Source organism: Rhizobium sp. YIM 134829, from assembly GCF_046546455.1.
The window spans coordinates 62,520-74,647 of sequence record NZ_JBKHKI010000001.1 but is presented as its reverse complement, the minus strand read 5'-3'; the positions used below and the strand labels follow the sequence as shown (position 1 = coordinate 74,647).

Annotated in this window: 15 protein-coding genes; 13 read left to right on the top strand and 2 right to left on the bottom strand. The window is 66.6% G+C overall.

All coding sequences use genetic code 11. The features are described 5' to 3' along the window. Window positions 1-12: 12 nt before the first annotated feature. Window positions 13-2,217 carry a transglycosylase domain-containing protein gene (locus ACLE20_RS00385; protein WP_410938276.1) on the bottom strand — a complete coding sequence of 735 codons (2,205 nt, stop codon included), beginning with the start codon at window positions 2,215-2,217 and terminating at the stop codon, window positions 13-15. Window positions 2,218-2,428: 211 nt separating this feature from the next. Here ACLE20_RS00385 and ACLE20_RS00380 point away from each other — a divergent pair, with 211 nt between their 5' ends. From ACLE20_RS00380 to ACLE20_RS00365, 4 genes are all read left to right on the top strand, one after another. Continuing rightward, the gene (locus tag ACLE20_RS00380) at window positions 2,429-2,887 is read left to right on the top strand and encodes a YcgN family cysteine cluster protein (RefSeq protein ID WP_410938275.1); all 459 of its coding nucleotides are present in this window, start codon (window positions 2,429-2,431) and stop codon (window positions 2,885-2,887) included. 75 nt (window positions 2,888-2,962) lie between these two features. Next, a complete protein-coding gene (locus tag ACLE20_RS00375; RefSeq protein WP_410938274.1) occupies window positions 2,963-3,478 on the top strand; it encodes a hypothetical protein in 516 nt (171 codons plus the stop codon). A 158-nt stretch (window positions 3,479-3,636) separates the two neighbouring features. Further along, entirely contained in the window at window positions 3,637-4,362 is a 726-nt protein-coding gene (locus tag ACLE20_RS00370; RefSeq protein WP_410938273.1) for a hypothetical protein, read from the top strand. 115 nt (window positions 4,363-4,477) lie between these two features. After that, on the top strand, window positions 4,478-5,707 hold the full coding sequence (locus tag ACLE20_RS00365) for a DNA-packaging protein (protein ID WP_410939097.1): 1,230 nt from the start codon (window positions 4,478-4,480) through the stop codon (window positions 5,705-5,707). Window positions 5,708-6,007: 300 nt separating this feature from the next. Here ACLE20_RS00365 and ACLE20_RS00360 read toward each other — a convergent pair whose 3' ends face one another. Beyond that, a complete protein-coding gene (locus ACLE20_RS00360) occupies window positions 6,008-6,160 on the bottom strand; it encodes a hypothetical protein (RefSeq protein ID WP_410938272.1) in 153 nt (50 codons plus the stop codon). A 174-nt stretch (window positions 6,161-6,334) separates the two neighbouring features. On the opposite strand from ACLE20_RS00360, the gene ACLE20_RS00355 reads away from it, so the two are divergent. From ACLE20_RS00355 to ACLE20_RS00315, 9 genes are all read left to right on the top strand, one after another. Then, window positions 6,335-6,493, top strand: a complete 159-nt coding sequence (locus tag ACLE20_RS00355; RefSeq protein WP_410938271.1) for a hypothetical protein — start codon at window positions 6,335-6,337, stop codon at window positions 6,491-6,493. 64 nt (window positions 6,494-6,557) lie between these two features. Beyond that, window positions 6,558-7,712, top strand: coding sequence for a phage portal protein (locus ACLE20_RS00350; protein WP_410938270.1), 1,155 nt, complete (start codon window positions 6,558-6,560; stop codon window positions 7,710-7,712). A 250-nt stretch (window positions 7,713-7,962) separates the two neighbouring features. Next, a complete protein-coding gene (locus tag ACLE20_RS00345; RefSeq protein WP_410938269.1) occupies window positions 7,963-8,280 on the top strand; it encodes a DUF6107 family protein in 318 nt (105 codons plus the stop codon). Window positions 8,281-8,398: 118 nt separating this feature from the next. Further along, window positions 8,399-8,974: an HK97 family phage prohead protease gene (locus ACLE20_RS00340; protein WP_410938268.1), complete on the top strand. Its 576-nt coding sequence runs from the start codon at window positions 8,399-8,401 to the stop codon at window positions 8,972-8,974. A gap of 59 nt (window positions 8,975-9,033) precedes the next feature. Next, window positions 9,034-10,290: a phage major capsid protein gene (locus tag ACLE20_RS00335; RefSeq protein WP_410939096.1), complete on the top strand. Its 1,257-nt coding sequence runs from the start codon at window positions 9,034-9,036 to the stop codon at window positions 10,288-10,290. Between the two features lie 81 nt (window positions 10,291-10,371). Then, complete coding sequence (locus ACLE20_RS00330; protein ID WP_410938267.1) at window positions 10,372-10,944, top strand: hypothetical protein; 573 nt, start codon at window positions 10,372-10,374, stop codon at window positions 10,942-10,944. Continuing rightward, entirely contained in the window at window positions 10,944-11,276 is a 333-nt protein-coding gene (locus tag ACLE20_RS00325; protein ID WP_410938266.1) for a phage head closure protein, read from the top strand. The genes ACLE20_RS00330 and ACLE20_RS00325 overlap by 1 nt, the downstream gene beginning before the upstream one ends. Further along, window positions 11,273-11,677 (top strand): DUF3168 domain-containing protein, encoded by a 405-nt coding sequence (locus ACLE20_RS00320; protein ID WP_410938265.1) that lies wholly within the window; start codon window positions 11,273-11,275, stop codon window positions 11,675-11,677. The genes ACLE20_RS00325 and ACLE20_RS00320 overlap by 4 nt, the downstream gene beginning before the upstream one ends. A 43-nt stretch (window positions 11,678-11,720) precedes the next feature. Further along, a complete protein-coding gene (locus ACLE20_RS00315; RefSeq protein ID WP_410938264.1) occupies window positions 11,721-12,128 on the top strand; it encodes a phage major tail protein, TP901-1 family in 408 nt (135 codons plus the stop codon).

The following is a 12,128-nucleotide window of genomic DNA, read 5'->3' as shown; positions in this document are numbered from 1 at the left end:
GGGCGATGCTGATCAATTGCTGACGGCATTGCTCTCGGGCTCGCTGTTCTGCGCGACCTTGCCGCTGCCGGTCTTCGCAGCCCCGAGCGGTCTCGCTTTGGCAAAGCTCTCGCTCATCGCCTTCAACAGCCCGGTGACATCGACTGAGAGCATGCGCGGGCGGACCAGCGGCGGCAGCGCATTCGGATCGCTGTCCTTCGCCGCAGTCTCCACAGGCTTTGCTTTCGCCGGCTCCGGCGGGGTGATGCCGGGAATCGCGCGGCGCTCAATGCCCTGTTCGGCATAGTCCATCAGTCGCTTGAAGGTTATGGCGGGCAGGGAGCCGCCGGTCATCTCATTGGTCGAGGTATAGTCGTCATTCCCGTACCAGACGGCGGTGGTGTAATCGCCGGTGAAGCCGACGAACCAGGCATCGCGATAGGACTGGGTGGTTCCGGTCTTGCCGCCCGCGACGACGCCATTGGCAAGCGCTGCCTTGCGGGCGGTGCCGATGATCGGGATCTGGGTCAGCATGTAATTCATTTCGGCGGTCGCCTTCTCGCTCAAGACCCGCTTGGCCGGCGGGGCATCGCGATTGAAGTCGTAGAGAATATCGCCGTCATAATTCAGGATCTGGCTGATCCCGTGGCGGCGCGCTTCGACCCCTCCGGCCGGGAAGACGGCATAGCCGGTCGCCTGGTCCATGACGGTCAGTTCCGATGTGCCGAGCGGAATGGTCTTGTCGCTCCGGATCGGCGTTTCGACGCCCATTGCCTTGGCGAGCTCGACGATGCGAGGGATGCCCAAGGTCTCCTTCGCCAGGCGAACGGGGACGCTGTTGATCGACCGGGCAATGGCGTCGAGCAGGGTGATGCGGCCGGAGAACTTGCGGCCGTAATTTTGCGGCGACCAGCCGTTCCAGGTGATCGGCGCATCCGCCACCACGGTCTGCGGTGTCAGGCCCTTCTCCATGGCCGCGGCATAGGTATAGGCCTTGAAGGAGGAGCCCGGCTGGCGGAGCGCCTTGGTGGCGCGGTTGAACTGGCTCTCGCCATAGTCCCGCCCGCCGACCATCGCGCGCACGGCGCCGCCATTCTCGATCATGACAAGTGCGCCCTGCTTGACGCGGTAGCTCTCGCCATATTGGCGCAGGCTCGATTCGATCGCCTCCTCGGCCGCATGCTGCAGGCCGGTGTCGATCGTGGTGCGCACGATCAGCGAATGCTGGGCGAAGGGCTTGGCGATGCGCTGCACCTCGTCGAAGGCCCAGTCGAGGAAGAAATCGGGGGCGCTGACCTCGGCGCGATCGACGACACTTGCCGGGTTCAGCCGCGCGGCGACCACCTGGCCCTCGGTCATCAGCCCGCCCTGGACGAGGTTCGTCAGCACCTCGTTCGCCCGCGCGCGGGCGGCCGGCAGGTTGACATGCGGCGCATAGCGGGCCGGCGCCTTGAAGAGGCCGGCGAGCATGGCGCTTTCGGCGAGATTGATATCGGTGATCGCCTTGCCGAAATAAAACTGCGCAGCGGCGGCCGCTCCGAAGGTACCGCCGCCCATATAGGCGCGGTCGAGATACAGGCGCAGGATCTCCTTCTTCGTCAGGTTGCATTCCAGCCAGACGGCCAGGAAAGCTTCCTTGATCTTGCGCTCGATCGTCCGCTCGTTGGAGAGGAACAGGTTCTTGGCGAGCTGCTGCGTCAGCGTCGAGCCGCCCTGGACGACGCCGCCGGCCCGGGCATTCTCGGAAATGGCGCGGGCGAGGCCGAGGAAGTCGATGCCATAGTGATCGAAGAACCGCCGATCTTCCGTCGCCAGCACCGCCTTGACCAGCGTATCCGGCAGTTCGTCGACGGGGACGGAATCCTCGTGAATAATGCCGCGATGGCCGATCTCATTGCCGTAGCGATCGAGGAAGGTAACGGCAAAATCCCCCTGGGCGCGCCAGTTTCCCTTGGTTTCCTCGAAGGCGGGCAGCGCCAGAACCAGCATGGCGACGGCGCCGACGGTGCCCCATGTCATGCCCTCGCCGAGGATCTCGAACAGCCAGCGCTTCCAGCCGCGCACGCGGAACCGGCGGAAGAAGATGGTGACATCCTCCCACCAGTCGGCGAGACGGAAGCCGGTATTCCAGACAGTCGAATCGATCCAGGCATCGATGCGCAGCAGGATGTGGCGCTTCAGCGGCGCCTCACCGGAGGTTTCTGGCTTACGGTTTTGATCGCCGTTCTGGTCTGCCAAGGCTTGTCCGCATCCTGGTTCGGGTCCGAGTACGACCGCACGCCGAAGCGCGGCACGGACCGTCCTGCCAATTTCGGTCGCGGCTGACATATTTGCATGATGCGCCTTCCGCTTCCATGTCCATATCGGTAATCAGCCTTAAAAAACCGGCAATTCCGAGATAGCTGTTGCCGAAATCCAATCATCGTAGAGTTGCGGGACAGGGACGAGCATGGGCGATTTGCCCTTCTGGAAGACGAAGACCTTGGAGACGATGGACGCGGGCGAATGGGAAAGCCTGTGCGATGGCTGCGGCCTGTGCTGTCTCAACAAGCTCGAGGATTGGGACACGGGCGAGATCGCCTGGACATCGATCCGCTGCACGCTGCTCGACGGCGAGACGTGCCGCTGCCGCGACTATCCGAACCGTCAGGCGACCGTGCCGGACTGCATCCAGCTCACCCCGGAGGAAGTGCGCAGCCTCACCTGGCTGCCCCCCACCTGCGGCTACCGCCTCGTGCGCGACGGCGAAGACCTCTACTGGTGGCACCCACTGGTCTCCGGCGACCCCGACACGGTGCATGCCGCCGGCATCTCGGCACGCGGGCGGACGGTGAGCGAGGATGTGGTCGATGTCGAGGATTTCGAGGAGTATCTGGTGGATTGGCCCGTGGAGCCAAATACCCGATAGTCAGACTTCGTCAAATTTAGACCTAGACAAATTAGTCATGTCTCGATGATACTCCGCAAAAATGGAGGATCGAAGATGTCATTCGCTGAGCTTGCATCCGATACTGCGGTCTACTTCTTTTTTGCAGCAGGTCTGCTAGTCTTCGTGGTCGGGGTAATATTGATATTCGGCCGGTTCCCAGTAACCACGGGTCACGCCTTGATCGTGGGCATCGCTGCGGCCTTGTCGAGTCTCCCGTTCGTGACCAGCTTCGAATGGACCGAGAAGGGTTTCAAATTCGAGACCCGGCAGGTGGGAGAAAAACTCACGGATCAGATTGCGAAACTTCGTGAGGACTATGCAAAGACTCGTGAGGACTTGGGAAGCTTGGTGGCTGCGGCCGAAAACAACTCCAAGCGTATCTCCGCGCTCGAACTGGCGGGTACGAACCCGACTTCCGCTCCGAATCCGCTGCCGACCTTTGACCCGTCGATTTTCGATCGGCTGCAGAAGAACAACGACAAGGCTGTGGAGCTGAACGTCCAGCGTTTGCAGGAAGTTGAACAGCTGAAGCGAAACCTGCAGGAGCTGCAGCTCAATCCCGCTAAATAAGATTTCAAAAAATAGGAAAATAGTCCTTGACGGCGTGACGGTCCTTTGGTAGGGTTTGGTCATCGTCGGAGAAGTGGGTCGGGCGGAACGGCAGGGATGCGGTTCCGCCCGATTGCATTTTGGCCGAATGCGTTTCGGCCGAACTCGGAGGGTGGGCGATGCTGGAGGATGAGGCGGAGCCCTTAGCGCTGGACGCCGGATCTGCGGAGCAGGGCGGTGGGCTGGAGCGCAAGGGGCGGCGGGATGCGAGCGCGATCGGCGCGCTGGAGGAGATGCTGGCGGGCACGGTGAGCGAGCTCAAGGGGGCGCTGGAGGCCTTTCGAGCCCGGCGCACAGATGAGGGCGGCGCGCCGGAGGGCGAGGCGGCGCGCAAGGCCGCGCAGGCCGAGGCGAAGGCCTCGATCGATGCGATCTCGCTGATCGTTCGCACGCTCGAAAAGATCGACAGCCTGCAGAGGACGCTTGCCGATGAGCAGGGAGCCGCCGCCGAGCCGGACGATGCGGGATATGAAGCGCTGGTCGAAGGCATCGAGCGCATCCTTGCCGAGCGCATCGCGGCCGCTGCCCGGCGCTGCTCCTTCTGCGGCGGTCTCCATGCCGAGCCGGACGGACCGTCGGAAGGCGAAGGCGATCGAACGCAGGGCGCAGAAGGTTCTCGGGAAGACGGAGACGAGTCTGGCGGTGATCGCGGCGCAGGTGAAGCGGGTAACCCGAAGCCTCGAGGCTCTGGGGCAGGGGGAGACGGCGTCGCCGGCGCCGGCGGAGACGCAAACGGTAACGCAGGGGCTGGCGCAAGCGGGGACGCAGACCCTGGCTGTCAGGAAAAGGCGAAGGCTGGCGCCGGAGCAGACACCGATGCCGGCCCCGGGGGGGCGGTCTCCTGACAGTGCGGCGGACGGGGTGACCGAGTTCGCCGGGGTGCAGCCTGCTTTGAATCGTTCACGTGCGGAGGCATCGCAACGGGCCTTCCCCGTGGCGGGGTTGCACGTGCCGGCGTCGATGCTGGTGCGGCTTGCCTCCGACTGGCGGCTCTGCGGCCGGCCGGAGCAGCGGGTGCCGAAAGGCGATTGGCGGGTCTTCCTGATGATGGGCGGCCGCGGTTCGGGCAAGACGCGAGCGGGGGCGGAATGGGTGCAGACCCTGGCCGCCGGTCCTCAGGCGAGGCCGGGGCTCAGAATCGCGCTGGTCGCCGAAACGCTGGGCGACGCTCGGGAGGTGATGATCGACGGCGTCTCCGGCATTGGCCAGATTGCGCCGCCCGGCCGGCGGCCGAAGTTCGAAGCGAGCCGCAAAAGGCTCGTCTGGCCGAATGGCACGGTGGCGCAGATCTTCTCCTCGGAAGATCCGGAAAGCCTGCGCGGCCCGCAATTCGACTATGCCTGGTGCGACGAGCTCGGCAAATGGAAACATGCGCAGGCAACCTACGACATGCTGCAGTTCGGCCTGCGGCTGGGGGCGGCGCCGCAGGTGCTGGTGACCACCACGCCGCGGCCGACCCCGCTGATCATGGCTCTCGTCGCCGATCCGGGCACTGAAGTGCGGCGCATCCGCACGCAGGACAACGCGGCCAACCTCGCGCCCGGCTTTCTGACTGCGATCACCGCGCGCTATGGCGGATCGCGGCTCGGCCGCCAGGAGCTGGAGGGCGAGCTGATCGCCGATCGGGAGGATGCGCTCTGGGCGCGCAGCCTGATCGCCAGTGCCACCCGGCGAAAGAGCGGGCCGCTCGGCCGGATCGTCGTGGCGGTCGACCCGCCGGCGGCCTCGGGAAGCGAAAGCTGCTGCGGCATCGTGGTGGCCGGGCTCGACGAGGCGGGACGCGGCGTGGTGCTGGCCGATTGCTCGGTGGAAGGGCTGAGCCCGGCCGGCTGGGCGGGCGCCGTGGTGCGCGCCTTCCATCGCTATGATGCCGACCGGGTGGTGGCCGAGGTCAACCAGGGCGGCGAGATGGTGGCGGCGGTGCTGAACGGCATCGAGGCCGGACTGCCGCTCCGCATGGTGCGGGCGACGCGGGGCAAGTGGTCGCGCGCCGAGCCGGTGGCAGCACTCTACGAGCAGGGCCGCGTCCTTCATGCGGGATCTTTTCCCGCACTCGAGGACCAGATGTGCGATTTCGGGCCCGAGGGCCTCTCCTCCGGGCGGTCGCCGGACCGGCTCGATGCGCTCGTCTGGGCGCTGACCGCCTTGCTGCTCGACCGCTCCGGCGAGCCGCGGCTGCGGTCGGTCTAGGCCTTAACTGTCCAAACCAAAACCGGCGCCGCTGGGGCGCCGGTCTGGGTACCTCTGAGGCGGACGCCTCGATCTATTTCGCAGCGGGCGTGGCGGTCGGCTTGGACGGGGTGCGAACGCCGTCGCGGACCTGGCGCCACTCGCTTTCGAACCGTTCGAACAGGCTCTGGGGAATTGTCTTGCTCGTCATGAACCGCTGCCTCCAATGAAATCATGCTTAACGCTGGGTTGAGCGGGCCAGAAACGGAATTGGGACGGGATGGTTCCACGGCGGTCTGAAAAAATTGCCGGCGTGACGGTTCAATCCTTGCGGAGCGTCTCCGGACGCAGATCGAAACGCGGCGAGGGGGCCTGCGCGCGCATCTGGCTCCATTCGCTTTCGATGCGGTTGAGGAGATGCTGCGGGATGATCTCGCGCGGAGCGGAGGCAGGCGACTTCTCGACATTCGACATGCGGGACTCCCTCGGGGAATGGCGGGTTCAGTTCGACGGAAGCGACGGTCTCACAGCGTAAACACAAAGTAAATCCATGCCTTAAGCAGCTAAAACGGTTTAGTTTATTTCAATCGATTTAGGGGTCGCGCGTTTTTGCAGTGCAGCATTGCGGCGATCGCAGGACGTGCCGAAATGGCACAGGTGGCGCTGGCAGCGAGGAAGAAGAAGGGTCAGCGGCCCTACCGTCCACGGGTTTCGCCCTTCGCCGGCAAAGGGCTTGGCGGCCGCCTGGCGGCCGCGTTCGACAGACCGACCCGCGACCGAGCGGCTGTGCTCGACGGCATCGAATGAACCGAACCTGCAACCTGAGACTGATCGGGCCCGTCGCGCCCGCCGGCAGCTGGAGGATCAAAGCATGAAGACGCCCTTGCGGAAAACCCCCCTGCGGTTGCCATGGTCGCGCCCGCGCGCCGCCACCGAGGCCAAGGCGGTCGGCATGGTGGCGCTGCGCCAAGAGGAGAGCCTGGGCCCAAGCGGGCGCAGCTATGCCGCGCTCTCCGAGGCCGGTTTCTTACGCAACCCCGTCGCCTATCGCACGGTGCGGATGGTCGCGGAAGCCGCTGCCGCGCTGCCGCTGCTTCTCTATCATGGCGAGCAGGAACGGCCGGACCATCCGGCACTGGCGCTGCTCGCGCAGCCCAATCCGCATCGAGCCGGACCGGATTTCCTGGAGGCGCTCTATGGCCATCTGCTTCTGTCGGGCAATGCGTTCCTGACAGCCCTGTCGCTCGGCGGTCCGCCGCGCGAGCTGCATCTGCTCCGGCCGGATCAGGTCCGCATCGTCGAGGGACGCGACGGCTGGCCGGAAACCTATGAATACCGCGCCGGGACCAGCGTCACCCGCTATGCGGCGGCCGAAGGGCAGCTCCTGCATCTGCGGCTCTTCCACCCGCTCGACGAGCGGCTCGGCTTCTCGCCGCTCGCTGCCGCCCGCGCCGCGCTCGATCTTTCCAATGCGGCGTCGCGCTGGAACAAGGCGCTGCTCGACAATGCGGCCCGCCCCTCCGGCGCGCTTGTCTACCAGCCGAAGGAGGGCGGTAACTTGACCGCGGACCAATATGACCGGCTGCGCAGCGAGCTCGACGAGGGCTATGGCGGACCTTTGCGTGCCGGCCGTCCGCTTCTTCTCGAAGGCGGGCTCGACTGGAAGGCGATGGGGCTTTCCCCGCAGGAGATGGATTTCATCGAGGCCAAGAACGGCGCGGCGCGCGACATCGCCTTGGCCCTCGGTGTGCCGCCGATGCTGCTCGGCATCCCCGGCGACAACACCTATGCCAATTACCAGGAGGCCAACCGCGCCTTTTACCGGCTGACCGTCCTGCCCATGGCCACCCGCAGCGCTGCCGCGCTGTCGGCCTGGTTCTCCGACCTCTACGGCGAACCCTTGCGCCTCGTTCCGGACCTCGACCGCGTGACGGGGCTTGCCGCCGAAGTCAGCGAGCTCTGGGACCGCATCGGCAAGGCGAGCTTCCTCACCGAAGAGGAGAAGCGGACGGCCGTCGGCTATTGAGGGGGGATCGGAGCGTGTGGCGGGCAAGACCCCCTCCGGGCTGCCGCCCATCTCCCCCCTTGGAGCGCTTCGGGCCAACATGTCGGCAGGGATCGGGATACGGCCGAGTGGAGGGGTTCGGGCTCGTCGGGCTCTGCGCGTTCACGTCGTGGATGAGCGCGCTGCGGGGCTGGGTGAAGCTGGGGCGCTAAGGGATTCGGCCGACTCGGGAATTCGCCTCCGGTTGAAGATGAGGAAGAGGATGAAGATCATGGCGGAGTTTGGCAACGAACCGGGACTCTGGGCGGTGCGCGGGCTCGGCGCGGTGGCGGGAGCGGCGGTGTCGCTCATCTATATGCTGCCCAAGGGGCGGCAGGAGGCGGCGTCGCGTTTCGTGACCGGGCTGCTGTGCGGCCTGGTCTTCGGCGGGCCGACCGGCCTGCTTCTCGCCGCTCAACTGGGTCTCGAAGGACAGATTTCCCGCAGCGAGCTCCTCCTCGGAGGATCGGCGGTGGCGAGCCTTGCCGCCTGGTGGGTGCTGGGTGCCGCGGTGCGCATGGCGGCCCGCTACGGGCAGCGCGGGCGGTAGGGTCAAGCCAGCAGCGTCGTCACATGGGCGGTGCAGCGCCAGAGCCGCGGCGGCGCGGTGTGGGTGTCGCGGGCGGGGCGGCTGCGAAACAGACGAGCACATCGACAAGGAGAGGATCATGGCGACAGACCGGCACCCGGTCCGGCGGACGAAGGCCTATGCCGAATGGACACTCAAGGGGTTGAGCGGCGAGGGCCGCTTTTCCGGTTATGCGAGCGTGTTCGACGAGGTGGATCTCGGCAAGGACCGGATCGAGCGCGGGGCTTTCGAACATTCGCTCACCCGGCGCGGGGCGTCCGGCGTGCGCATGCTCTTCCAGCACGACCCGAACCAGCCGATCGGGACCTGGACCGTGATCCGGGAGGATGGCCGCGGGCTCTATGTCGAAGGGCAGCTGAGCCCCGGCGTCGCCAGAGCCCGCGAGGTGCACCAGCTGATGAAGAATGGCGCGCTGGACGGGCTCTCGATCGGCTTTCGGACCGTGCGCGCCCGCACGGATGCCAAGAGCGGCGTGCGGCGCGTGCTGGAGGCGGATCTGTGGGAGATCTCGATCGTGACCTTCCCCATGCTCCCCTCGGCCCGCGTCTCCGATGTCAAGCAGGCCCGGTACTTCCGCGACGGGGATACGGAGCTCGTGCGCACGCTGCGCCGGGCCGCGCGGATGATGGCTTTCAACCTGAAAGGAACCCGATGATGAACCATGCACAGCGGATGGACGGGCAAGAGGGCGCGATGGCGCCGCAAGGGGCAAGCATGCCGCACGACGCGGCCGGCCGGGCCCCCGAGATCAAGGGCGCGGCCGACAGCATGACGGCAGCGCTCGACGAGTTTCTCCACACCTTCGAGGCCTTCAAGGAAAGCAACGACCGGCGCCTCGACGAGCTTGAGAGCAAGTTCGGCTCGGATGTGGTGACACGCGAGAAGGTGGACCGCATCGCCCGCGCCATGGACGAGCAGAAGCAGGCGCTCGATCAGATGCTGTTGCGCAAGGCGCGGCCGGCGCTCTCGCGCGGCGATGTGCTGAGCCATGACGCGGCCGAGCACAAGGCCGCCTTCGAAGCCTATCTGCGCCGCGGCGAGGAGGGAAGCCTGCGCGCGCTGGAGGAAAAGGCCATGTCGATCGGCAGCGGTGCGGATGGCGGCTTCCTGGTTCCGGCCCAGGTGGACAGCGAGATCGGCCGGCGGGTCGCGGTCATCTCGCCGATCCGCGGCTTGGCAACCGTGCGCCAGGTCTCGGCGGCGCTGCTGAAGAAGCCCTTCTCGCTGGCGGGGTTCAGCGCCGGATGGGTAGCGGAAACCGCGGCGCGGCCGCAGACCAACACGCCGCAGCTGGCCGAACTGACCTTCCCCACCATGGAGCTCTACGCCATGCCGGCGGCAACCGCGGCCCTGCTCGACGATGCGGCGGTCGATGTCGAGAGCTGGATCGCCTCCGAGGTCGATATTGCCTTCGGCGAACAGGAGGGGCAGGCCTTCGTCAATGGCGACGGGGTGAACAAGCCGCGCGGCTTCCTCACCTATCCGACGGTGGCCGATGCCAGCTGGAGCTGGGGCAACCTCGGCATCGTGCTCAGCGGCGCGGCCGGCGCCTTCCGGGCAACCAGCCCCTCGGACACGCTGGTCGATCTCATCTATTCGCTGCGCGCCGGCTACCGGCAAAAGGCGAGTTTCGTCATGAGCCGGCGCACCCAGGCCGAGGTGCGCAAGTTCAAGGATGCGGACGGCAACTACCTCTGGAAGCCGCCGGCCGCCGTCGGCCAGCCGGCCTCGCTGATGGGGTTCCCGATCGCCGAATCGGAGGAGATGCCGGATATCGCCGCCAACAGCCTGTCGATCGCCTTCGGCGACTTCCAGTCGGGCTACCTGATCGTCGATCGCACCGGCACGCGGGTGCTGCGCGACCCCTATTCCGCCAAGCCCTATGTGCTTTTCTATACGACCAAGCGGGTGGGCGGTGGCGTCCAGAATTTCGAAGCGATCAAGCTGATGAAGTTTGCCGCGCCCTCTTAAGGCGAGCCGCGGGACGCCGGTTGCGGACTGCGCGCCGGCCGTCCCTGCGCGTCGACCCTTTCCTCTTCTTCAAGGTGATCCATGACCATCGTCGAACTGGCGCCACCGCCGGCCGAGCCGCTGACGCTCGCCGAGGCGCGGGCGCATCTTCGCCTCGACCAGACCGCGGAGGATGGGCTGGTGGCCAGCCTGATCCGGGCCGTGCGCCTGCATCTGGAGCGCGAGACCGGCCTTGCGCTCATCAGCCGGCCGTTCCGGCTCTATCTCGATGCCTGGCCGCAAGGACGGGTGCTGGAGATCGCCCGAGGCCCCGTCCGCAGCATCGAGGCGATGACTGTCTACAAGGCCGATGGCCTGCCGGCGGCGGTCAACCTGACCGGCTTCACGCTGGATGGCCGCGCCCGTCCGGCCCGGCTCTTCCTGCCGGCGGTGCCCGCGACCGAGAAGGCGATCAACGGCATCGAGATCGACCTGACCGCCGGCTTCGGCGACACCGGCACGGATGCGCCCGAGACCCTGCGCCGGGCCATGCTCCTGCACCTCACCCAGCTCTTCGCCTTTCGCGGTGCGGTGGCGGTCGAGGACCAGCCGGCCGCGGTGCCGGCCGGCTACGACCGGCTGATCGCGCCCTTCCGCCTGAGGAGGATCGCGTGATGAGCGGCGTTCTCGATCCCGGTTTGATGACGGCGCGGCTCGATCTCGAGACCTTCACCGAAACAGCCGACGGGCAGGGCGGCGTAACCCGCAGCGCGGTCCTCGTCGCGACCCTTTGGGCGCGCATCGAGCCGCTCATGGTCGCCACGGGGGAGCGGCAGGACGAGCGGCTGAGCGAAGCGAGCCACCGGATCGACCTGCGCTACCGAACCGATCTGCGCGCAGGCATGCGGCTGCGCAAAGGGACGCGGATCTTCGAGATCCTCGCAGTCCATGATCCCGACGAGACTGGGCGGCTCTCAAGCTGCCGCTGTCGGGAGCTGCTGCCGTGAGCGCCGCCAACGAACTGCAGGCGGCGATCTTCGCGAAACTCTCCGGCGATGCGACGCTGACCGGCCTGATCGGCCCGGGCGGGATCACCGACCGGCTGACGACGCCGGGGCCGCGTCCGTCCCTCCGTTTCGGACCGGTGGAGAGTGCCGACTATTCGACATCGACCGAGACCGGCGAGGAGCATCGGCTGACGATCGAGGTGCGTGGCGAGGAGGGTGGCCACAGGAGCGTTCAGGCAGTGGCGGCAAGGCTGCGCACCCTGCTGCACGCCCAGCCGCTCACCCTCGTCACGCAGACGCTGGTGAACCTGCGTCATGAGCGCACGCGCACCCGGCGCGACGGCGAGGTGCGCGGCCACCGGGCCGAGCTCACCTTCCGTGCGGTGACGGAGCCGAAATGAGCACGGACCATATCACGGGGCGATCAAGCAAAGGAGGCGGCCGATGACGGCGCAGAGGGGCAGGGATCTTCTCATCAAAATCGACAATGGCACGAGCTTCGTCACGGTGGCGGGTCTGCGCTCCAAGCGGCTCTCCTTCAATGCCGAGACCGTCGATGTGACCGACGGCGAATCGACCGGGCGCTGGCGCGAGCTGCTCTCCGGCGCCGGCGTGCAGCGGGCCGCCGTCTCGGGCTCCGGACTCTTCAAGGATGCGGCCTCCGACCTTCTGGTGCGCGCCGCCTTCTTCGACGCGACGACGCCGAACTGGCAGATCGTGATCCCCGATTTCGGCTCGATCTCCGGGCGGTTCCAGGTGACGGCGCTCGATTATAGCGGGCAGTTCGATGGCGAGGTCCTGTTCGAGATCACGCTCGACTCCGCGGGCCCGCTGACCTTTACGGCGATTTGA